The sequence below is a fragment of the Glutamicibacter sp. NPDC055354 genome (genome assembly GCF_053644955.1).
This window is the reverse complement of sequence record NZ_JBSHMB010000001.1, coordinates 1823185-1844173: the sequence shown is the minus strand read 5'-3', so window position 1 is coordinate 1844173 and position 20989 is coordinate 1823185. Positions and strand designations below refer to the sequence as shown.

General features: G+C 58.0%; 20 protein-coding genes. 8 read left to right on the top strand and 12 right to left on the bottom strand.

Going from position 1 to position 20989, the window contains the following annotated elements:
- Window positions 1-83: 83 nt before the first annotated feature.
- The gene (locus ACWICV_RS08565; RefSeq protein WP_332498844.1) at window positions 84-854 is read left to right on the top strand and encodes a 3-hydroxybutyrate dehydrogenase; all 771 of its coding nucleotides are present in this window, start codon (window positions 84-86) and stop codon (window positions 852-854) included.
- 28 nt (window positions 855-882) lie between these two features.
- Here the strand turns inward: ACWICV_RS08565 and ACWICV_RS08560 are convergent, their stop codons facing one another.
- Entirely contained in the window at window positions 883-1941 is a 1059-nt protein-coding gene (locus ACWICV_RS08560) for a YeiH family protein (protein ID WP_402473585.1), read from the bottom strand.
- A 72-nt stretch (window positions 1942-2013) separates the two neighbouring features.
- Between ACWICV_RS08560 and ACWICV_RS08555 the strand changes: the two genes are divergently transcribed.
- Window positions 2014-2946, top strand: a complete 933-nt coding sequence (locus ACWICV_RS08555; RefSeq protein ID WP_454090446.1) for a LysR family transcriptional regulator — start codon at window positions 2014-2016, stop codon at window positions 2944-2946.
- Window positions 2947-3073: 127 nt separating this feature from the next.
- Here the strand turns inward: ACWICV_RS08555 and ACWICV_RS08550 are convergent, their stop codons facing one another.
- A complete protein-coding gene (locus ACWICV_RS08550) occupies window positions 3074-4309 on the bottom strand; it encodes an aminotransferase-like domain-containing protein (RefSeq protein ID WP_454090447.1) in 1236 nt (411 codons plus the stop codon).
- 429 nt (window positions 4310-4738) lie between these two features.
- Window positions 4739-5128 (bottom strand): helix-turn-helix domain-containing protein, encoded by a 390-nt coding sequence (locus tag ACWICV_RS08545; RefSeq protein WP_105662004.1) that lies wholly within the window; start codon window positions 5126-5128, stop codon window positions 4739-4741.
- A gap of 380 nt (window positions 5129-5508) precedes the next feature.
- On the opposite strand from ACWICV_RS08545, the gene ACWICV_RS08540 reads away from it, so the two are divergent.
- The 3 genes from ACWICV_RS08540 (at window position 5509) to ACWICV_RS08530 (ending at window position 7784) form a co-directional block, all read left to right on the top strand.
- On the top strand, window positions 5509-6684 hold the full coding sequence (locus ACWICV_RS08540) for an NAD(P)-dependent malic enzyme (RefSeq protein WP_332727036.1): 1176 nt from the start codon (window positions 5509-5511) through the stop codon (window positions 6682-6684).
- A 175-nt stretch (window positions 6685-6859) separates the two neighbouring features.
- Window positions 6860-7303: a DUF4262 domain-containing protein gene (locus tag ACWICV_RS08535; RefSeq protein ID WP_454090448.1), complete on the top strand. Its 444-nt coding sequence runs from the start codon at window positions 6860-6862 to the stop codon at window positions 7301-7303.
- Between the two features lie 73 nt (window positions 7304-7376).
- Window positions 7377-7784, top strand: a complete 408-nt coding sequence (locus tag ACWICV_RS08530; RefSeq protein ID WP_181148764.1) for a DUF4262 domain-containing protein — start codon at window positions 7377-7379, stop codon at window positions 7782-7784.
- Between the two features lie 24 nt (window positions 7785-7808).
- Here ACWICV_RS08530 and cycA read toward each other — a convergent pair whose 3' ends face one another.
- On the bottom strand, window positions 7809-9290 hold the full coding sequence (gene cycA / locus ACWICV_RS08525; protein WP_454090449.1) for a D-serine/D-alanine/glycine transporter: 1482 nt from the start codon (window positions 9288-9290) through the stop codon (window positions 7809-7811).
- Between the two features lie 608 nt (window positions 9291-9898).
- Between cycA and ACWICV_RS08520 the strand changes: the two genes are divergently transcribed.
- On the top strand, window positions 9899-10744 hold the full coding sequence (locus ACWICV_RS08520; RefSeq protein ID WP_105656257.1) for an HpcH/HpaI aldolase/citrate lyase family protein: 846 nt from the start codon (window positions 9899-9901) through the stop codon (window positions 10742-10744).
- Window positions 10745-10831: 87 nt separating this feature from the next.
- Here ACWICV_RS08520 and ACWICV_RS08515 read toward each other — a convergent pair whose 3' ends face one another.
- The 6 genes from ACWICV_RS08515 to ACWICV_RS08490 form a co-directional block, all read right to left on the bottom strand.
- Window positions 10832-12322 carry an alanine/glycine:cation symporter family protein gene (locus ACWICV_RS08515; RefSeq protein ID WP_133834052.1) on the bottom strand — a complete coding sequence of 497 codons (1491 nt, stop codon included), beginning with the start codon at window positions 12320-12322 and terminating at the stop codon, window positions 10832-10834.
- Window positions 12323-12549: 227 nt separating this feature from the next.
- Window positions 12550-12672 carry a type B 50S ribosomal protein L36 gene (ykgO, locus tag ACWICV_RS08510; RefSeq protein ID WP_073707785.1) on the bottom strand — a complete coding sequence of 41 codons (123 nt, stop codon included), beginning with the start codon at window positions 12670-12672 and terminating at the stop codon, window positions 12550-12552.
- Window positions 12662-13723: a GTP-binding protein gene (locus tag ACWICV_RS08505; RefSeq protein WP_454090450.1), complete on the bottom strand. Its 1062-nt coding sequence runs from the start codon at window positions 13721-13723 to the stop codon at window positions 12662-12664. The genes ykgO and ACWICV_RS08505 overlap by 11 nt, the downstream gene beginning before the upstream one ends.
- A 111-nt stretch (window positions 13724-13834) precedes the next feature.
- Window positions 13835-14692 carry a fumarylacetoacetate hydrolase family protein gene (locus ACWICV_RS08500; RefSeq protein ID WP_454090451.1) on the bottom strand — a complete coding sequence of 286 codons (858 nt, stop codon included), beginning with the start codon at window positions 14690-14692 and terminating at the stop codon, window positions 13835-13837.
- Between the two features lie 62 nt (window positions 14693-14754).
- Window positions 14755-17472: a glycine betaine ABC transporter substrate-binding protein gene (locus tag ACWICV_RS08495; protein WP_454090452.1), complete on the bottom strand. Its 2718-nt coding sequence runs from the start codon at window positions 17470-17472 to the stop codon at window positions 14755-14757.
- A 198-nt stretch (window positions 17473-17670) separates the two neighbouring features.
- Entirely contained in the window at window positions 17671-17829 is a 159-nt protein-coding gene (locus tag ACWICV_RS08490) for a hypothetical protein (protein ID WP_454090453.1), read from the bottom strand.
- Window positions 17830-18050: 221 nt separating this feature from the next.
- On the opposite strand from ACWICV_RS08490, the gene ACWICV_RS08485 reads away from it, so the two are divergent.
- A complete protein-coding gene (locus ACWICV_RS08485; protein ID WP_105656264.1) occupies window positions 18051-18599 on the top strand; it encodes a YceI family protein in 549 nt (182 codons plus the stop codon).
- 113 nt (window positions 18600-18712) lie between these two features.
- On the opposite strand, the gene ACWICV_RS08480 is transcribed toward ACWICV_RS08485, so the two are convergent.
- Window positions 18713-19156 carry a DUF4190 domain-containing protein gene (locus ACWICV_RS08480; protein ID WP_133834047.1) on the bottom strand — a complete coding sequence of 148 codons (444 nt, stop codon included), beginning with the start codon at window positions 19154-19156 and terminating at the stop codon, window positions 18713-18715.
- A 127-nt stretch (window positions 19157-19283) separates the two neighbouring features.
- On the bottom strand, window positions 19284-20456 hold the full coding sequence (locus ACWICV_RS08475; protein ID WP_454090454.1) for an MFS transporter: 1173 nt from the start codon (window positions 20454-20456) through the stop codon (window positions 19284-19286).
- Between the two features lie 138 nt (window positions 20457-20594).
- Between ACWICV_RS08475 and ACWICV_RS08470 the strand changes: the two genes are divergently transcribed.
- Window positions 20595-20894 carry a hypothetical protein gene (locus ACWICV_RS08470; protein WP_434689180.1) on the top strand — a complete coding sequence of 100 codons (300 nt, stop codon included), beginning with the start codon at window positions 20595-20597 and terminating at the stop codon, window positions 20892-20894.
- Window positions 20895-20989 lie beyond the last annotated feature (95 nt).

Sequence of the window (20989 nt, the reverse complement as noted above, 5' to 3'; positions counted from 1 at the left end):
CTAGTTTGAATCACAGAGACCTGCGCGAAGCTGCGGGCATCGCAACTGGAAGCCGCAGGGGAGCCGAGCAGAGGATGAGCGCAATGGCGGAACAAATTGGCCCATGGCCTCAGGGTCTGAAGGGGCGCCGCGCCTTGGTTACCGGTGGCGCCTCCGGCATAGGCCTGGCCAGTGCCCGGGCATTGGCCGACGCCGGTGCCACTGTGACGATTGCCGACCTCAATGAACAGGCCGCTGAAGAAGCGGCCCGCGAGCTCGGCGGAAAAGCATGGGCTGTGGATCTTTCGGATACCGCGTCGTTGGAAGATCTCAGCGTGGATACCGACATCCTGATTAACAACGCCGGCGTGCAAAGGGTGGCTCCAATCCATGAGTACGACCCCGAAGCCTGGAGGCTGATCCATCGGCTCATGCTGGAGTCGCCGTTCCTGTTGATCCGGGCAGCACTGCCCGGCATGCGCGAGCGCGGCTTCGGCCGCATCATCAATATTTCTTCGATCCACGGGCTCCGGGCCAGCGCGTTCAAGAGCGCCTACGTTGCGGCCAAGCACGGGTTGGAGGGACTGTCGAAGGTCACTGCATTGGAAGGTGCCGACTACGGGATCACCAGCAACTGCATCAACCCGGGCTATGTGCGTACCCCGTTGGTGGAGCGGCAGATTGCCGATCAAGCGAATTCGCATGGCATTGACGAGTCGGATGTCATCCAGAAGATCATGCTTGCCGAATCGGCCATCAAGCGCCTGGTTGAGCCAGAGGAAGTCGCTTCGCTGGCGGCCTGGCTCAGTGCGGATGCCGCGGGCATGGTGACCGGAGCGTCCTACACCATGGATGGCGGCTGGAGCGCGAAATAGGTGCGGCGGGCCCGCATGGCTGCCATGCCTAGGCCGGCGGGAACAGCAGGGTTCCGCCGATCGACACGGCGATGATCACCAAGGTGGACAGCAACCCCAGCAGGAATGAACGTCCGCCGGTTTTTGCGATGCTGCGCAGGTGGACCCCGAGCCCCAAGGCGAACATGGCCGCGGCAAGCAGGAGCGTCTGCGCGCTGGCCGCAGCTGCAAGCCACGCCTCGGGAGCCAGCCCGGTGGTGCGCAGCAGCATTGCCACCAGGAACCCGAGCACGAACAGCGGCACCAGTGGCGGGTTCTTGCCGCCTTGCACCGATTGGCGCCGCCGCATGAAGACGCCGACGCCGGCAATGATTGGAGCCAGCAGGACCACCCGGGCCAGCTTGACGGTCACCGCCACGGCCAAGGCGCCGGCACCTACCGAACCGCCGGCGGCGACGACTTGTGCGACCTCATGGGTGGACGCGCCGATGAGCATGCCGATGCTGCGTTCATCCAGCCCGAGCAGCAAGCCCACCGCCGGCATGAGCGGAATCATCAATGTCCCGAAGAGCACTACCAGCCCGATCGCGGTGGCGACCTGATCCTGCTTGGCCTTGACGACGTTCTCCGCACCTGCGACCGCGGCGGCACCGCAGATGGAGAAGCCGGTGGCGATGAGCAGGCGCTGCGGCAGATCCATGCCGAGCTTCTTGCCGATCCACAAGGTGGCCAAGAACGTGATGCCAACCGAGAGGGCCACCACCAGCAGTACCCCGGGGCCCAGGCCGAGGATGGTGCCCAGCGAGAGCTGCAAGCCCAGCAGCACAATGCCCAGGCGCAGCAGCTTCTTGCCGGCAATTGCCGTGCCGGGGGCAAAAGCCTGCGGGACCGGGGCAAGATTGCGCCACAGCGCACCGAGCAGGATAGCCAGCAGCAGGGCGCTCAGGCCATGGATGTAGCGGCTGGCGAACATGCACAAGATGCCGGCGGCAAGGCAGAGGAGCAGTCCCGGAAGAGCCGGAGCGAAACGCGAAGCAGGTTTTCGATGTCCGGACTGGTCACGTTTGGAGGTGGCAGATTCTTTGACGGGACTTGTGGAGTCGTGCATGGAAATAATTCTTCTCCGGCATGGCGAATTGCGGTATACCACTTCTTGCTATCGCGGACATATGATCATGATATGGAAAGCAGCTCGTCATCTCTCGAAGACATTGCCCGCTGGATTCAACCCTCCTCATTGGAGTTGCTGGTCGGCATCGCCGATCACGGGAGCCTGAGCGCCGGTGCCCGTGCGGCCGGGATGGCGCAGCCAAATGCCACCCGCGCATTGAAAACGTTGGAGCGCCGGCTGGGATACCAGCTTGTGGCACGCAAGACCACCGGATCGCGCTTGACGGCAGAGGGAGTGCTGACCGTCCAGTGGGCTCGTGAAGTCCTGTCCAGCCTGGAAGCCTTCGCCGCTGGCGCGCGCGCGCTGGCTGAAACCGGAGAGGGAGAGCTGGAATTCGGAGCCAGCATGACGGTGGCAGAATTCTTGGCGCCAAATTGGATCGGACTACTGCATCGTGCCCTGCCACGAGTCATCCCTCGAATGAAGATCATGAATTCCCAAGATGTTATTCGTGCAGTGCAGCAGGAGGAATTGGGACTAGGATTCGTGGAAACCCCGCACATTCCTCTGGGCCTGAAAAGCCGGCAGGTACTTCACGATGAAATGCTCGTGGTCACGTCGCCTTCACATGCTTGGGCACAACGGAAGGAACCGCTGAGCCTTCACGAATTGCAAAGCACGGCGCTGATAGAACGCGAGGAAGGCTCCGGCACCCGGGCATTCTTGGATTACATTGCCCATGCCGAACGCCCGAATCCGGTCGCTGTCTTCAACTCGAACGCAACGATTTGCCAGTGCGTGGCGCGCGGAATGGGACCCGCTGTGCTCAGCCATTTGGCGGTTGAGAGCCAATTGGAGCAGGGGCTGCTCGTCGAGATCCCGTTTGATGGGCCGGCGCTGTTACGCGAGCTGCGGGCGATATGGCCTGCGCACCGTGTCTTGAATGCGACCGAGCAGAAGCTGCTTGAGATTTCCGTGGATTCCCGGTTCGCGCAGCGCTAGCCGGAGATCCAGGCCCCGGCTTGGAACTGTGCGGGCTTGGACAGGAGACGGACAGCAACCTTCCCATCAAGGATTCAAGGGCGGCCATTTGTACCGGGCAATGAGCTCCCGGTACAAGCCTCCGGCCTTAGAGTTTGGAGATCTCGTTCTTGAGCAGGCCCGACAGTCGCTGGACGCCTTCGTCGATGGTCTTCTCGTCAACGGAGCAGAAAGCCAAGCGCAGCTTATTGTCGGCTTGGCCGCTCGGGCTGAATGCCGCGCCTGGAATGAAAATGACCCCGGCCTTCACGCCCTGCTGCAGCAGCGCGTAGGTGTCAATGCCTTCAGGCAAGGTCAACCAGACGAAGAAGCCGCCTTCGGGACGAGTGTGGGTGACACCTGCCGGCAGGTACTTGGCCAATGCTTCGAGCATCGCGTCGCGGCGGGAACGGTACAGGTCGTTGTACTTGGTGATCTGCCCCTTCCAGTCATGCTCGTTGAGGTAGGCGCTGATGATCATCTGGTTCAAGGTCGGTGGGCACAGGGCTACCGCCTCGCCGGCCAGGTAGAAGCGGCGGAAAAGGTGGGTCGGGACCGCGGCCCAGCCGATGCGCAGGCCGGGCGCGAAGATCTTGGAGAAGGAACCCATGTAGATGACGTTTTCCGGGTCCAGGCTCCGCAGGGTAGGCGCAGGAGTTCCTTCGTACCGCAGCATTCCGTACGGGTTGTCTTCCAGGATCAGGATGCCGGCTTCGCGGCAGATGTCCACGATTTCCTGGCGGCGTTCGGCCGCCAGAGTGATCCCTGATGGGTTGTTGAAGTTCGGGATGGTGTAGAGGAATTTGATGCGCTCGCCGGCGGCGCGCAATTCGGCGATGCGGGCACGCAAGGCATCAGGAATCAAGCCATTTGCATCGGTGCCCACGGGGCGGGCGGACACCTGGTAGGCCTCGAAGGTATTCAGGGCCCCGACGTAGGTCGGATCTTCGCAGAGCACAGTGTCTCCGGGATTGCAGAAGACCTTGCAGGCCATGTCTTGTGCTGACTGGGAGCCGTTGGTGACCACCACATCTTCGACCCCCACGTTCGTGATGCCTTCAGCTGCCATGACATCGATAATTTGTGCACGCAGTTCAGGAGTGCCAAGTCCGGAGCCGTATTGCAATGCTTCGGGGCCCTGCTCGACGATGATGCGCCGGGCCATTTCACCGACCTTTTCCAGCGGGAGCAGCTGCAGGTAGGGGTTGCCTCCGGCCAGGGATACCAAGGAAGGGTCCAAGGAGAGCTCGAAGACGTCGCGCACCGCGGACTGCTTGATTCCGGCCGCGCGCTCGGATAGCAAGGATTCGTGCGAAGTGGTCAGCGATTCTGATGCGGTGGTCATGGTTCTCCTCGGCAAGGCTCCAGGGGCGGGGGAGCGGGGTTCCTGCGCTGGGTGCGGCACAGGAATTGTTTTCAAATAGAATACTTTGGTATTCCAGCAGGAAATTCAAGGCTTGGCAAGAGCTGAGTTTTCAACCACGTGATTCTTTGCTCCAGGCGAGGCGTTGCGTTCCTCGATCTTCAGCTGGCCCAACGCCGCATTGACGCGGCCGTGAAGTTTCTCGGAAAGGTTTCGCGGCTAGCTCCCGGCCAGCCAGCACTGCCGGACTAAGAGGACCAGTAATTCGACGCAGTCCGCCGAAGCCCGGAAATACCCAAGACCGGGAGGCGCCCATCCATGCGAACAGGGAATAACCCGGGACCCTGATCAGCAGGCGATCCCATCATCCGACTTCCTGCGGGCCGCTGGCGTAGTCGCCGGCTGGTTGGCTCACTTCTCGGTTTCGGTGCGGGAATCCAGCCAAGACTGGATGGCGCTTGGGCGAATGCGGCGATGCGTTCCACGGTATTCCACCGGAATAATCCCCGCATCGGCCAGCTTGCGCAGGTAGCTGTTGGAAATCCCGGCCATTTGGGCTGCTTGGGAAGTATTAAGGAGCAGCTCGGGTGTGCCGATGCTGACGGACTCGCCATCTGCAAACCGCGAGAGCACCTCGATCAGCGCCTGGTGCGCTTCTTTGGGCAACTTCAACGCGGTGCCGTTGACGAACACAGTCGTGTCATCCGACTCGTCCAGCGCGCGGCGTAGCCGCGCGGTGGTCTTCTCATCTAACGCCTCGAAGGTGCGGACCCTGCCCAGTGCTGAAGTCGGTGATGCCATGGCCCTTATTTTGCCTGAGATGTCCTTCGGGCGCACCTCATGACGCTGCAAATGGACTGCCTGTCGCAACTCCTTTATGACACAGATGCGACGAATGGGGGTTGTACAGCGCCAAGCGGTTCCCGTATGGTGGAAAACGTAGGTCTAAAGAAAGTACTGACCAGCCATCTTCCGGCACACCATGACGGATCCTTCAGCCTCACCCGGCGGAGCCCCTCTGGGAATTGTGTACATGGAAGCCTGACGCCCTCCTTAATTGCCTGTGGGTCACGCTCCATTGCGGTCGGATGAATGGTCATGCGCGTTCCTACGCTCTGCCACCAATTTCGTGGGTACTGCGTTTTCGTCAATCAGAACTTTCTTGAAAGAAGAGCTATTCAATGTCTGTTGAATCCACTAAAGACCTGTCCACCATCACCGACGAAGAGATTTTCGACGCCCATCTTGGCGGCAAGCTTTCCGTCTCATCGCAAATGCCGCTGAACACCAAGCGCGACCTGTCCATTGCCTACACTCCGGGTGTAGCCAAGGTATCCCAGGCCATCGCAGATGATCCAGCCAAGCACGCCACCCACACCTGGGCCTCCCGCCTGGTTGCTGTGGTTTCGGACGGCACCGCTGTGCTGGGCCTGGGCAACATCGGCGCCGCTGCCTCGCTTCCGGTCATGGAAGGCAAAAGCGCCCTGTTCAAGGAATTCGGCGGTCTGGATTCGATCCCGCTGGTATTGGACACCACCGACGTCGATGAAATCGTCGAAACCGTCATTCGCCTGCGCCCGAGCTTCGGCGCCGTGAACCTGGAAGACATCTCCGCCCCGCGCTGCTTCGAAATCGAAAAGCGCCTGATCGAGGCGCTGGATATCCCGGTTATGCACGATGACCAGCACGGCACCGCGGTGGTAGTGCTGGCAGCTCTGATCGGCGCTGCCCGCCAGACCAAGCGCGACATCAGCTCGTTGAAGGTCGTCATCTCCGGCGCTGGTTCGGCTGGCGTCGCCGTCACCAACCTGCTGCTTTCGGCCGGCGTGGATGACGTCATCGTGCTCGACTCGCGTGGCACCATCCACCGCGATCGAGACGACCTTAATCCGGTCAAGGCCGACCTGGCCAGCCGCACCAACCGTGAAGATGTCATGGGTGGCCTGGCCGAGGCACTGGACGGCGCGGATGTCGTAGTAGGACTTTCCTCCTCGACCTTCGAAGAAGCTGCCGTGGCGAAGATGAACAAGGACGCCATCATCTTCGCGCTGTCCAACCCGACCCCGGAAATCATGCCGGATGCTGCCGCGAAGTATGCGGCCGTGGTGGCCACTGGCCGCAGCGACTTCCCGAACCAGATCAATAACGTGCTGGCCTTCCCGGGCATCTTCCGCGGCGCCCTGGACTCGGGTGCCAAGAAGATCACCGAGGGCATGAAAGTCGCGGCGGCCCATGCCATTGCCAACCTGGTTGGCGATGATCTGGCAGCGGATTACATCATTCCTTCGGCAACCGATGACCGCGTGATGCCTGCTGTAGCCGCGGCTGTGGCTGCGGAAGCAGAAAAGGCCAAGTAGAAAAAGCTGGCGAAAAAGCACTGCCTGCAACGACTCGTTGCGGGCAGTGCTTTTTTCATGCGCCGGGCTGTTCTGAGGCCGTTGTCTTGGGATATCCACAATCGTAGAAAGTTCCTGCCGGGGCGATGAATTCGCGCCACACTTGCTGGCATCAGATCAACCAAGGAGGAATGCGATGAGTAATCCTGAAGGCGTCCATCTCAGTGTCCGCAGCTCGTTGCCCGAAATGCAGCTACTTGGCGTTGTTGCACTGCGCGAAATATCAGAGAAGGGGTATGCCGTAGTGCTCAGCACTATGGCAAAGCAGCAACAGGTCCTGGGGTACACACTGGGATTGGCCAAACGAGGGCATCCTGAAATCGTCAGTATCGGTGGAGACGAAGATGATGTTTTAGGGCTTCTCACGCATCTGGCGTCACAAGTCGTCGAGCACGGACAACTCTTTTCCGAGGGTACCCACAACACATCGCTATTTAGCGAGCTCATTTTCTCGGAGCCAGAGGCGGAACAGCACACTCTTCCAGTCACCAGTCTGATCCTTGGCGACACCCCGATAAGAACCTTGCATTGCAGGGAACCCAGGGACTTCGCCGTGATCCAGAAACAGTCTGCTCACTAGGAACCGCGCCGCATCGTCAAAAGATGAGCAGGCCGAGGAGAGGAACCTGACCATGTGCGATATGTGCAATGGCATGACACGCAAGCAACTGGAAGCCCTGATCGACCAGCGGATCCGCGACTACGGACATGAAGTGATTTTTGTTGAGTCGGACCGGATCAGCCCATCGCTTGCCTACACCGTTGGCCTGAGTCGCATCGGGCACCCAGAATTCCTTGTTCGAGGGCTGGACATGGATGACAGCATCCAGATGCTCAACGGATTTTCTGCGTCCGTGCTGGAATGGAATGAGGTTTTCGCCCACGGGCACACCGGCCGCTGGAAGGACGGAACACTGTTGTACTTCTCCAAGATCAGTACCGGGATCCGCAAGCAGGTGCCCTTGGCTTATCAGAGATACGGAGAAAGCCTGGGGCTGCTAGAAGTCTTACTCGTCGGCAGGGATATCCCTTACGAATATGTAGTTGCCCGGCACAATTAGGCCTTGGCATCCTTTGCCAAGGGTCTAGCTTCGCCGATGGATTGCAGCGGCCTCGTTCTCCGCGCGGACTTTTGCCCGATGTGCTGCGCGCAGAGCCCGATGGCCATCGGATTTGCGCACCTTCAGGTAGAACATTCCAACTACCAGGAACCACAGGGGCGTAGCCAGCAACGCAGCACGCGTATCGGCCTGCGTGGTCAATGCCCACAGGACGAATACGAAGAAAGCTAGGACCATGTACGGGGCTCCCATGCCGCCGGGGACCTTGAACTTGGAGGCATCATGCAGCTGCGGGCGGCGCTTGCGGAAGGCCAAATAGCTGATAAGGATCATTGACCAGACGAACATGAAGCACAGGGCAGACACCGTGGTCACCAACGTGAAGGCCTGGGCTACGGAGTCACCCGCGTACAACAGCACGACGGCAGCAAGAAGGAAAATGCAGGAGAACAGCAACGCATTGCGTGGCACCTGCGTGGCAGAAAGCTTGCTGAACTTCCGCGGAGCGTCTCCATCTTGCGACAGGGCGTACAGCATGCGCGATGTTGAATAGATCCCGGAATTTGCACTTGAAGCGGCGGCTGTCAGCACGACAAAGTTGACCAGACCCGCAGCTGCGGCTAAACCAGCCATCGAGAACATGCCAACGAATGGCGATGCATCAGCGGAGAACTTGTACCAGGGGGTGACGGCCATCAGGACGGTCAAGGCACCGACGTAGAACAGGATCACGCGCAGCGGAATGGAATTGATGGCCTTAGGGAGATTCTTTTCAGGATCCTTGGTTTCAGCCGCAGCCGTACCTACCAATTCAATGCCGACGAAGGCGAAAACGGCGATCTGGAAGCCCGCGACGAAGCCCATGAAACCAGTGGGGAACATGCCACCGTGCGCCCACAAGTGGGCGAAGGAAGCGGTGTCTCCCTCGGGAGAACTGAATCCGGTGGCAATCATTGCCAAGCCGCAAACGATCAATGCCAGGATTGCAACGATTTTCACCAATGAGAACCAGAACTCGGTTTCACCAAAAGCCTTGACGGTGGGCAGGTTCAGCCCGACCAATAGCAGGATGCAGCATAGCGCCGGGAGCCATAGCGGGATCTCGGACCACCAGTAGGCGACATATTGGGCGATCGCGACTACGTCCGCAATGCCGGTGACGACCCAGCAGAACCAATAGGTCCAGCCGGTGAAGAAGGCAGCCCAAGGTCCCAAGAGATCGCCGGCAAAATCTGCGAAGGTCTTGTAGTTCAAGTTGCTGAGCAGGATCTCGCCCATGGCACGCATGACGAAAAAGAGCATGAAGCCGATGATCATGTATACGAAGATGACCGACGGACCAGCAGCGGAAATGGTCTTGCCGGAGCCCATGAACAGTCCGGTGCCGACTGCTCCGGAGATCGCCATGAGCTGGATGTGCCTGCTGGACAGTCCGCGCTCAAGATTCGTTCCATCGGAAACGGTTTTCAGTTGCGTGGAATCGTTCGCCACGGCTGCACCTTTCATGAGCAGATCCCTTCGGTTTTTCGAAGGAGACGGCCTGCTTCGAAGGAGAACGAGACCGCTGAAAGAGGTTATCGCAGATATATTGACCAGCTATATTTGTTCGTCACCCTGGACTGCGAGCAAGCTTAACAGTTGTGAAGTTGGTTATACGCCACTGGATTCGGGCAGGCAGCCCGCTGCTTCGCGCAGTGGCCAGATGGGCAGAACCTGCACTTGAATGGGGCATTTGGTTGCTGCTGGACCTCCGGGTGGCCGGCTGTGTCCGAGAATGAAGTCACGGGAAACTATGCGAAGGAAATCCTCCGGTTCCGGCGAATGGAGTTAGCGGGAGGCAGTTGATCTGCAGAATCAGAACCACCGATGATCAATTCCCGCGTTTCCAGCCTGCGGTCGGATTTCGGAAATGGCAGAACGCGGGAGCCCGTGGAGCGCCGCAGGCAACACTGCATCCATGCTCAGCTCCACTGCGCAGAAGGCTACCCGGTTCAGTTTGGTGTCGTGCATCCGGACTGCTCCAGCGCTGCATTCCGCGCCTTTCGGTTCACTTGAAGCAAATACTGTACATGGCCAGTGGAAGCTTGGAGGGCCGAGTGAGTAGTGTAGGACGTATGGCATTCCGAAATCGTCGAGCTGCGGCTCTTCCTGCAAAATTGTCCCGTTCCTGGCTCTTGGTCAATGCGGCCAAGGAGGAAACTTTCGCTCCTTCACTGGCTTGTGAAGCGGACTCGGTGATTTTTGACATGGAAGCTGCCGTTCCTGACGACCAGAAGATCCAGGCTCGCGATAACGTAGTGCGAGCACTGTCCAATGGCATGACTGCGTGGGTACGCGTCAATGGCATTGACACTGATTTCTGGGCCGATGATCTTGCCGCGCTGTCGGGAACTCCCGGCCTGCGTGGAATCATGCTGGCCATGACCGAGCAGCCTGAACAGGTTACCTACAGCGCAATGCGGCTTCGCGCGGGTACTCCCGTCCTGGCCTTGATCGAAACCGCTTTGGGTATCGAGAATGCTACGCAGATCGCTTCGGCCCCGGGTACCTTCCGCCTGGCGTTCGGCATCAACGACTTCCGCAAGGACACCGGCGTCTCCGACGACCCGATGGCATTGGCCTACGCACGCGGACGGCTCGTGATCGCTTCGCGTGTAGGCAAGCTGCCTGGCGCTATCGATGGACCTCCACCGGCAGGTGCCGACGCCGCCAAGGTGACGGAGGAAACCCGCATCACCGCCTCCATGGGCATGACCGGCAAGCTGTCATTGTCCACCGATCACGTTGATGGCATTAACGCCGCATTGGCACCCAGCGAAGACGAGCTGTCTTGGGCAATGGAACTGCTCGAAGCGCACGCCGCCGGCGCTTCGGTGGGCGATGGCTCATACCTGCCGCGTCTGGCCCGTGCCCAGAAGATTGCCGACCTGGCCGACTCCTACGGCCTGTGGAACGCCTAAGCCTCTAGCTGTCTTCCAATAGCAAAGAACCCGTCCAGCATCTGGTATCAATCAGATGCTGGACGGGTTCTTTACTGTTTGCGGAGCCTATGCCTCGTGGGCACCGCGGTTGCGCGAGGAACCGACGACGTCGCCAGCCTTCCATTCAGCCCAACCCGGACGCTCATTCATGAAGTCCTCGATCTGCGCCTTGTTGGCTTCCAGCTTCGGGTCATGCTTGAGGTACCAGCGGGTTTCGCGGGCCACCATGCCCGAGAGGATCAGCAGGCCGATCAGGTTCGGCAGCGCCATCAGGCCGTTCATCATGTCCGAGAAGTTCCAAACGGCGGTCAGCTCGGTGGTGCAGCCTACGTAGACGACCAGCGAGAACACGATGCGGAACGGCATCACGAGCTTGCGGCCGAAGAGGCGCTCGATGTTCCGCTCGCCGTAGTAGCACCAGCCCAGGATGGTGGAGAAGGCGAACATGACCAGGCCGACGGTCACAATCCAGTGGCCCCACTGTCCGGGCAGGCCATTGGTGAATGCCTGGCCGGTCATCAGTGCAGCGGAGATCTGCTCGCCGGTTTCCCCATCGAGCATCTTCCAGGTACCTGTCGTGATGATGACCAGGCCGGTGCAGGTAACAACGATGATGGTGTCGATGAAGGTCTGGGTCATGGAGACCAGGCCCTGGCGAACCGGGTGGGTGGTCTGTGCCGAAGCGGCGGCGATCGCTGCTGAACCCATGCCGGACTCGTTGGAGAAGATGCCGCGGGCCACACCATACTGGATAGCAATGATGATGGCCGAGCCGACGAAGCCGCCCACTGCCGAGGTGCCGGTGAAGGCATCGGTGAAGATCTCGCCGAAGGCGGCAGGAATGCCGCCCACATTGGCGATCAGGATGTAGATCGATGCTGCTACGTAGAAGACGATCATCACTGGAACGAAACCAGCGGTAACGCGGCCGATGGACTTGATGCCGCCAACCAATACGGCGATGGACAGCACGGTCAGGATAACGCCGGTAACCCAAGGGGTCACATGGAAGGAATTATCCAAGTTGGCGGCAATCGAGTTGCCCTGGGTCATGTTGCCGATGCCGAAGCTGGCCAGGGTGGCAGCGATAGCGAAGAACAGGGCCAAGAACTTGCCCAACGGACCCTTGACGCCGCGTTCCAAGTAGTACTGCGGACCGCCGGACTTTTCGCCTGCGGCGTCGGTGCCGCGGAAGCGCACGCCCAGATATGCCTCGGTGTACTTCGATGCCATGCCCAGCAGGCCGGTAACCCACATCCAGAACAGGGCGCCCGGACCACCGATGCCGATGGCGGTTGCGACACCGACGATGTTACCGGTGCCAACGGTGGCGGCCAGTGCTGTAGTCAGTGCCTGGAACTGCGAGATATCGCCTTCTGCCTCGGCATCCTTGCGCTTGAGCAGGCCAAGGCGCAACGCTGCGGCGAGCTTGAAGAATTGCAGGCCGCCCAAACGGATAGTCAGGTACAGGCCAGTGCCCAAAAGTAGCGGGATGAGGACAAACGGTCCCCAAATGACGGAGGAAATATCTCCGAAGAGAGCGCCCAAATCGTCCATGGATTTAACATCCTTATTTGCGAGTGACTGATGATCAAGAGTCTCAAGCCAGAAGCCGATCCCCTTATGTGAGTGCCATCATATGACAAGGGGAGAGCCGTGTCACAAAGCGCGCTGGACGATGCCATGTCCGGTTCGTTAACTTAATTTCACGAAAAGGCCAAGGGCTCGAGCTGGCTGCTGCATTGCCGGCATCCACTGACGTGGACGCCGGCAATTCCCGGGGTTCAGCCCTGCCGTGCTTTCATGCGCGGATTCTTCTTGTTGATCACGAATACGCGACCTCGTCGTCTCACTACCTGGGAGCCGGGCGCCTTCTTCAGTGCACGGATGGAGTTCCTAACTTTCATGCCATTCACCTCCTTCATGATGTGCGGAGCTGAACAGGTCCTTGAGTTCTTCCTCGGTGACCTGGCATTGGTTGAAGACCGTCTCGATCTGCGAAGCTTCGTGTTCGGATCCGTAGAGCAGCAATTCCGAGACGGCGATCTTCGAGTTCCACGCTCCGGTGTTTTCCATCCAGATGCGCGGACCGGCTCCCCCGATGGCCACGCGCTCGCTGAGCGCACTAGCCACCCAGAGGATGCCGCGGATGCACGTGCAGGATTCGGCCAGGGAGGGAAGGGCCTGGCGGAAGCGCTCGGGATGAAGCGGGCGCTCGGCGTGCAGGCGGATCGGCATAGTGCGAGCATTGGTTGCTGTTTGCGGCAGGTGCCCGGCGCTGGTGCGTTGGCGCGCTGCTCCGGGGTGGAAGGAGCCGAGTCCTTCTTCGTGCACGCAGATATGCGCATGCGGTGCCATCTGCCGAGCTAATTCGAGGCCGGCTTCAAAGTCGGGGCCGCCTGCGCGTCGTGGACCGGTGGCACTTTCGAGCAGTTGGGTTTCCAGGCCTTCGACCGGAATGAGGGTATCTGCCTGCATCAATTCGGTGAAGAAGAACTCTCCCGACGTCCTCGCATCGCGTTCCATGGCGTTGAATCCCGATTCCCAGAGGGTGTGCCGGTCCCACATCTGGTTTTCCAATTCGGCGGGATCCAGGGACAAGACGATGCTGCTGATCCGGATTTCCAATGGTTCGAGCTTTGTGCCGAGCATGTCCAGCACTGTTCCGCTAGGCCATGTGGCGGGCAACGCCAGGATCATTGCGGCCTCGGAATCTTCCGGTGCCAGGCGTTGGATCGTCGGCAGGATCTCGAACTTCGTCGCACAGCCGATGCAGGGGTGCCCAAGAACGGTTTCGGCATGTTCTGCGGCTGCAGATCCGGAGACGTGGCGCACCAGCCGATTGCCGTCGACGAAGTCATAGCGCAAGATGACGGCATCAGGATGGTGGTGTCCCAGGTGGCTGAGGCCGGAGTCGCGGCTGGAAGTATCAAGTGCGGAGAGAACGATGAGATTCACGCGTTCAAGCTTATATGATAATGAGTCTCAATAGCAAAACTGGGAACGGGGCTTAACGCCTCGGGGGCCCGCCCGCAAATGCGGACAGGCCCCCGGAAGCGACAAGAAATATCAGTTCTGCGGCGCGTTGAAAACTACCGCAGAGGTACCCAGGCCTTCGATCGAAGTTTCAAGTGAATCGCCGTGCTTGAGCCACGGGTGACGCCCATTCTCGTCGCGGCGGCCCAACGCAACACCAGAGGGCGTACCCGTCAGGATGACGTCGCCTGGCTGCAATTCATTGAATGTCGAGAGGTAGGAAACCAAGGCGTCAGCAGAGAAAATCAGATCATCAATCTGTTCGTCCTGCAACACGGTGCCATTGACTGTGCTGGTAATGCGGGCGGCGGGATCCAGCTCATCCGGGGTCACGAGCCACGGGCCCAGGGGAGTGGAGCGATCCCAGATCTTGCCCTGCAGCCACTCTTGGGTGCGGCCCTGGTAACCGCGCATCGACACATCGCTGGCCACGGCGTAACCGGCAATATGCGCGGCTGCAGCCTCCTGGCTGATGCGGCGACCCGGCTTGCCGATAATGATGGCCAGCTCTGCTTCGTAATCCACCCGGTGGTCTTCCACTGGAATTTCGATGGTGTCCTTGGCACCGCATAGGGTGGAAGCGAACTTCGCGAACACCGTCGGATACTTCGGCAGGTCTTCGCCGACCTCGGCCGCATGCGTCTTGTAGTTCAACCCGATGCAGTAGATTTTCTCCGGCTTGGTGATCAGCGGAGCGTAGTCGGCTTCGCCCTCGGCGATGGAATCACCCACCAAAGCGCGAGCAACTACTTCTTGCTGAGTTGCGTCATCAAGACGCAGGAAACGCTGCACTGAATCGAGGTTGTCCAAGTAGTAGGCGCGGCCATCTTCAATGACAGCAGCGGTGGTATGGCCTGGTTCGCTGGCGAGGCGGAGCGTTGCAAGTTTCATGAATCTATCTCACTACATTTCTTGAGTACTGGATACTGTATCGAACGAAAGTCGGCTGAATGCTACTTCTTGGCACTGGAGACTTCTTGCCACCGGGTGACTCTTTCAGCGTGATTTTCCATCCAGTTATCGGCGATCAGTTTCGGATCTACCCCTTCCTGTTCTTGTTCAATGAATTCGTTCATGTCGTCGACAGAGAATGCCATTTGATCCAGGATACGGTCGGCTGTACTCGATATCTCGGCAACGGCTGGAGTGCGGGCGACGAATGCCTCGACATCGCCACTTGAGATGGACCTATCCAGTGGATCGAGAAGACGTAGATCATAGATTCGGTGGATGTCGTCCGGGACGTAGCCGTAGAAGATGACAGGTTTATTCTTATTTGCGAAGGCATCAAGTTTTGCCTTGAAAATGGACTCAGAGTACATCTCCGTTTCAACGGCTGGGAGATCGTGGTCCTGAATCCACTTGTCGAGCGAGTCGGCTGTGGACCAACCGCGTGCTCCGATCCACAGTTCTCCCTTGCCATCACTATCTGTATCGAATAGCTCGGCAGTTACTGAGTTTCTAAGCGAGGCTAACCCCGTGACGTGACTTTTCGTTTCAGCGGAATCAAGAATATAGATGCCCTGTGAGGTGCTGTAGCTGTGCGCAGACAACTTGATATTCTTGCTTTCAACGGCATCTTGGAATCGTGTGGACTGGTTCTGTAACCATAGATCCGGATGCACCAATGGTTCCGAGCTCTTGGACAAGAACTGTTCGGCGGCCGAGAGATGAGCCTGAGGTACTATAGCGTTCGGGATATCATTTGCAGATAGAACTGCACTAATGATTTCCGAAGTCACCTGCGCCGCGGCCCATCCCGGATCAGTGATGGTGATCGTCTGCTGCTCTTCGCTAGCTGTTCCTGACACCGCAGTGTCGTCACCCGGTCGTGGAGAATCAATTCGGGTTCCGGCGGACAAGCCAAGTTTCGATATTGGCAGAAGCAGAATGATCAGGATGACGATGATTGCAGTTCCCAAATATACGGAATCGAAAATTCTACGCTTCTGGAAGTTTGGTTCAGTCGATGCCGTTATCGTTGACTTCCCGTAGCGAATCTCAGTACCTTCGAAGGTCTTCGCAGTAACAAATCCAGATTCAACCAATTCTGCTGGAACGTAAGACTTCTTTCCAATCTCTTGGAACCCTTGTTGCAGTCGTCGCAGCTGGTTTCGGAAACCATGCAGATTGTTCCGGTCGTAATCGCGGATGGTGAAGATCAGCAAGAAAGCGCCGGCTGCGAAGACCACAGATCCTGCCGTGCCGAAAGGAGAAGCGTCGCGCAACAACAGCACGAAAATGACACTGCCGAGTCCCGTCATCCACAACGCTACGGATTCGCCGATAGATAAGCGATCATCATGGATTGCCATCCATGATGCTAATGCATCACGGGCTTCCTCTGTTTTTTGCGCTTCGGTAGGGGTTGCGGAGGAAAGTAATTCGTAGATCTTCAAGAGGTGACGCTGCTTTTCAGCCGCCGTCTCGCTGAATTCATACTCGAGCAACTGGCACAGCAGGCTGTCGGATAACACCTTGTCGTTACTTGGGTCCAAAGCGATGCAACGCCTGACAAGAAGCGCGCGGGCGTCGATTTCTTCGGTGCGCCTTGCAGACACTCGGGAGAGGATGAAGCCAGCGAGAATGGCAAACAGTCCCGTCAGTGCCGCGGTTAACTCGGGGATTGCACCGGACGACTCTAGCGGCAGTATCTGTGACGCAAGCGCGACGTATACCGTCGCGACTAAGGTCAGGCCCAACGCGTTGGTTGTTTGTTGATTAGCATGCAAAGTTAGATTCGAAAATAGAATTAGCACCAAGCCAATCATCGCTATCGGGCGTACCGGCTCGTCAAAGATTACATGTAGCAGAATCACGGACGCCGCCGGTGCGAAATATGGCAGCGAGGAGAGCGTAAGGGACTTGTATTCTTGGAAAGCCCAGGTCCATGTAACTTCCGCAACCAGATAAGTGCCCAGACCGATCAATGCGCAAACAAAAATTACCTGGGAGTCGAATGCATAGAAGCGCAAGGTGTGGTGTGAGGCTCCGAGCAGGGCTAACACTGCGCCTAGCGATATCGCGTTAGCGATGGAGATGGCGTAAAACGTGGCGAATGGTTTCGAGTCTATGCACTTGTCGATTTCTGCAGTTGCTTTGAAAGCGAAGGGAAGGTACAGGCCGCTACCGAGTGCAGCAACGAATGCCCAAATGATTTCGTGATTCGACCCGCTAGAGGAATCCATACCGATGTTCGAAATACCAATAGCTACGGCGCCGACAAAGGACGCCAGGATCAGCAACCATTGTGCAGGCTTCAACTTGCCAGCTGTTTTTGGAGTGAATATTCGGATGGCGATAGTTGCAATTAGTGGCCAAGTGAATGCAATGACAGTTGCGTCAGTCATGGATGCGCTATACAAAGCGCGATAGTACCCGTAGTACCACGTGGCTAAGAAGAATCCAGATATAGCAGACCAGCCGACCGCCCGAAGAAAACTCTTTTTTCGCCTGAATAGATTTTTGGTCTTTCGCCAAAAAATGAGTGAAAAAACTAGACTGCTAAGCACCGCAATGGTGGCCGAGACGACATAGACCTCGGCGTAATCGCCGCGGTCTCCGATTATCGAAATGAATATTGGCTTCAGGGACCAGAAGACCACTGATGCAACAGCCGCGAGTGCAATCGCAGGTAATTTGGCTTTAGAAGTGTGGCTTATTAAAGTCATTCGTTCCTAGAAGATTTCTTCAGTTCATGATGCGTTGACTGTTTACGTATCCTCTACGATATCTGCATGTGAACGACTGGAGCGTATTTTGCCTAGATGCGTGACTTAAAGACCTTAAACTTTCATTTGAAGACAAGTTGTTCATTTTGATTCAACGACCCGATCAATAGTTGTACACGGTTCTAGTGTGGAATTTGATTATGGCTGGTCGCGAGTGCCTAGCTCGCCGTCGACTTCATCGGCGATTTCGGTCGCGGCAGCGGTAGTGATGGATTCTTCTTGCCAAATTTCCTCTAGCTCTGCGGATAACTCGGCTTCTTCTTGGGCATGATCGGGAACTGGCTCATTTGCGTTCATGGCCTCAGTCTAGCCATGTACACGTCTGAGTAAAGGGGTGCATGAAAAAATAACTTCAGTAGAAACTTTCCTAGTCAGTATCAAAATAAGGGTCTCTTGAAGGGCCAGATGAAACTTTTTAGAGAAGGTGGTTGACGCTTCAACTTCATTAGTGTCATACTGGTATCAGCAAAACAAATTGAGGCGTCAACTACTTGATGGCGCGACGAAAGGATTTAGACATGACTGCATCTGCACTGACCACCGGAACCTGGAACCTCGACGCATCGCACTCCGAGATCGGCTTCTCGGTTCGCCACGCAGGCATCTCCAAGGTTCGCGGCAGCTTCACAGAATTCGACGCAACCCTGACCACCGGCGCAACCCTGGCAGATTCCTCGGTCGAGGCAACCGTCCAGATCGCATCGGTCAATACCAAGGACGCTAACCGCGACGGCCACCTGAAGGGCGAGGACTTCTTCAACGCCGAGCAGTTCCCAACCATGACCTTCAAGTCCACTGCGGTCAAGGGCGAGGCTGGCGAGTTCATTCTCGTTGGCGATCTGACCATCCGCGGCGTGAGCAAGGAAGTTGAATTCGAAGCAGAGCTCGGCGGCGAAGCTGTAGACGCTTTCGGCGCAACCCGCGTTGGCTTCTTCGCATCCACGACCATCTCCCGCAAGGAATTCGGCATCACCTGGAACGCAGCATTGGAAGCCGGTGGCGTTCTGGTCAGCGACAAGGTCAAGATCGAAATCGACGCTTCGTTCGTACTGCCAACCGCAGAGTAAAAGTTTCCCGAAGGCCGTCATGGGGATGACGGGACAAGGGCCGATACCGGCAAAGCCTCCGGCTCACGAAAGTGAGCCGGAGGCTTTGTCGTTAAAGTCGAGGAAAGACGTGCCTAGGAACCGCTGAATGACGGGTCCACGGAAAATGCGATAGCACCGATGACAAGGAATGCGACATACACGATCCAGAGCACGCCCAAAATGGTGCCGATCCAACCGGTCACTTTGCCGACCGTGGAGACCGTATTGAATTCCCTTTCGGCTTTATTGGCCTTGAAAATAGCAATCGGGCCAAGGATCACGCCTGCAACGAAGATGGACACAATGCCAAGAATCATCGAGGTCTGTGCCAGCTGGGTGCCTTGAAATTGGGATGCTGTCGGATAGCCGAAGTTGCCCGGGGGATACTGGCCCGGTTGGCCATGTGCCTGTTGATTGTAGTAAGGCTGTTGCGGGACGCCGTTGAGGTCGTAGGAACCAGGCTGCTGGTACTGCCGGTTCTGACCCTGGTGCCCTGAAGAATAAGGGTTTCGTGGTTCTTCGCCTGGACTGGTCATGGCAACCTGCTTTCCGCTTGTGATGCTCGTTCGCTTAATTCAAGATTCTCACATGCAACCGGCAATAACATCTAATCTCTAGAAGAACTCTCTGCAATGCCAGAATGCCCCGTACCTGCCAGGGAAGTCAGCTGGCTGGATGCGTTCTACGCCACAGCGCATGAGCGCCAGTCGCCACCGCCACAAGTAATAGGCTCAGTGCCAAGCCGATCCCGAAGATCTGGCCGTAGTGGCCATTCTGCGCTAAATCTGCAGTTAGGTAGGTCGCCGCAGATGCCCCGGCGAACAGGGCAAAAACGAACAGTGAAACGGTGGTGGCCCGCGCATCAGGCGAGATGTCGGTCGCCCACCCCTGCATCGATGAGTGCATGATCGCGTTCGCGGCACCCAGGAAGAACGCGGTGAAGGTATATGAGGCAGGGGACGGGGCGAACGCCGAAGGGAGGAAAGCTGCGCAAAGCACCAGGCCTCCACCGCCAATAAGCCACGTTCGGCCGAAGCGTGCCACCAATCGGCGCATCAAGCGTGCACCCAGAATGACTCCCAGGGCAAAAGCGCAACCTAGCGCTCCTGCCAAGCCAATAGCGACACCGGATTCTTGCAAGGCGGGAACGATATAGGTCAGCAATCCCATGAGTAGCCCGCCTTCGAGGAAGACGATGGCATAAAGAGCCAAGTTCATAGGACGTAAAGCTGCACGGAATTTGAATCCGGAACGCGAATGCTCGGGCTCTGCCGCCTTCCGCAAGCTATACAGGGCCGCTAAGCAACCCAGTGCAGGCAACAGGAACACCAGCCGCCAGTTCGCGTATGTTGCCAATGCTCCTGAAGCCAATGTCGCCAGGGTGGTGCCCAGCGAGGAATAGATCTGCAAATCAGATAAGCCGCGAGCGCGTTCCACCCCGGTGCGGGTATCGCCCAGGAGCGTCATCAGGGTTGGATACAGTGCGCCGAACATGAACCCGGTGACGGAGCGAGCAATGAGTAGCGGCAAATAGTCGGTGAACATGATGCTGGCGACCGCGCCGAGGCCAGCGCCGATGAGCGCCGCGCGCAAAACCGCAAGACGCCCGAAACGATCGCTAAGCACGCCCCAGATCGGCTGGCCTATGGCATAGAACAAGGCATAGGAAGCTACCAGTTGGACGGCTTGGGCGAAACTGAGCGAGGTGCCCAGCGAAAGTGCGACCAGCATGGGAGGGGTGCCATAGCGGTCGAAGAAGGAAAGGAAGCCGACGAAGCGCAAAGCCGAATCGGGAATGGTGCGTACCGAAATCCGAAGGTCCTGTTGTTTCTCCATCCCGGCCCTTCAAGTGAGAATCTTCCGCCTGCCTATCCATGTAATCAGAATCTGCCCGCTGATGCTGTTTTGGATGACAGCTGCCACGGGCAGATGACGGATCGGCAGCTAGGCAGTTACTGGTGCTTCAGTCATGAATTGAGCGAAGAATTCGCCCAACTCACCGGTCGCGTCCAGCGGCAGCACCATGGACACGTCCAAGCCTGGACAGGATTGGCGGGCTGGGTGCGCCAGGTATATCCGGTAATGAAAATCCGAGGCAAGGGAAGCATAACGGATTGCCGTCACGATGGAGCCGGGGAAGTCATCGCGGGGTTGAGCGTTTCCATTCCACCGGTGCGCTTCCGCGAAATGTTCGAGGCCGGGCTGTCGGCTTCGGTTTTTGCCGCGCGCGATCGAATAGAAGCGGACCTGAAGGATTTCATTGCCGGCGGCTAGGGCAAGAAGTCGACAGCACGCTTAAATGCACTCGCGGCCGGTTCCCCTGGAGGTTTAGGAGGGGGGAACCGGCCGCGAAAGCTTATATTGCGCCA

Excerpts from the sequence above, each read along its gene's own strand:
- ACWICV_RS08520 (WP_105656257.1), top strand. The coding sequence starts at position 9,899 with ATGGCATTCCGAAATCGTCGAGCTGCGGCTCTTCCTGCAAAATTGTCC.
- cycA (WP_454090449.1), bottom strand. The coding sequence starts at position 9,290 with ATGAAAGGTGCAGCCGTGGCGAACGATTCCACGCAACTGAAAACCGTT.
- ACWICV_RS08530 (WP_181148764.1), top strand. The coding sequence starts at position 7,377 with ATGACACGCAAGCAACTGGAAGCCCTGATCGACCAGCGGATCCGCGAC.
- ACWICV_RS08560 (WP_402473585.1), bottom strand. The coding sequence starts at position 1,941 with ATGCACGACTCCACAAGTCCCGTCAAAGAATCTGCCACCTCCAAACGT.
- ACWICV_RS08480 (WP_133834047.1), bottom strand. The coding sequence starts at position 19,156 with ATGACCAGTCCAGGCGAAGAACCACGAAACCCTTATTCTTCAGGGCAC.
- ACWICV_RS08515 (WP_133834052.1), bottom strand. The coding sequence starts at position 12,322 with ATGGACGATTTGGGCGCTCTCTTCGGAGATATTTCCTCCGTCATTTGG.
- ACWICV_RS08555 (WP_454090446.1), top strand. The coding sequence starts at position 2,014 with ATGGAAAGCAGCTCGTCATCTCTCGAAGACATTGCCCGCTGGATTCAA.
- ACWICV_RS08550 (WP_454090447.1), bottom strand. The coding sequence starts at position 4,309 with ATGACCACCGCATCAGAATCGCTGACCACTTCGCACGAATCCTTGCTA.
- ACWICV_RS08545 (WP_105662004.1), bottom strand. The coding sequence starts at position 5,128 with ATGGCATCACCGACTTCAGCACTGGGCAGGGTCCGCACCTTCGAGGCG.
- ACWICV_RS08565 (WP_332498844.1), top strand. The coding sequence starts at position 84 with ATGGCGGAACAAATTGGCCCATGGCCTCAGGGTCTGAAGGGGCGCCGC.
- ACWICV_RS08485 (WP_105656264.1), top strand. The coding sequence starts at position 18,051 with ATGACTGCATCTGCACTGACCACCGGAACCTGGAACCTCGACGCATCG.
- ACWICV_RS08535 (WP_454090448.1), top strand. The coding sequence starts at position 6,860 with ATGAGTAATCCTGAAGGCGTCCATCTCAGTGTCCGCAGCTCGTTGCCC.
- ACWICV_RS08540 (WP_332727036.1), top strand. The coding sequence starts at position 5,509 with ATGTCTGTTGAATCCACTAAAGACCTGTCCACCATCACCGACGAAGAG.
- ACWICV_RS08490 (WP_454090453.1), bottom strand. The coding sequence starts at position 17,829 with ATGAACGCAAATGAGCCAGTTCCCGATCATGCCCAAGAAGAAGCCGAG.
- ACWICV_RS08495 (WP_454090452.1), bottom strand. The coding sequence starts at position 17,472 with ATGACTTTAATAAGCCACACTTCTAAAGCCAAATTACCTGCGATTGCA.
- ACWICV_RS08475 (WP_454090454.1), bottom strand. The coding sequence starts at position 20,456 with ATGGAGAAACAACAGGACCTTCGGATTTCGGTACGCACCATTCCCGAT.
- ykgO (WP_073707785.1), bottom strand. The coding sequence starts at position 12,672 with ATGAAAGTTAGGAACTCCATCCGTGCACTGAAGAAGGCGCCCGGCTCC.
- ACWICV_RS08500 (WP_454090451.1), bottom strand. The coding sequence starts at position 14,692 with ATGAAACTTGCAACGCTCCGCCTCGCCAGCGAACCAGGCCATACCACC.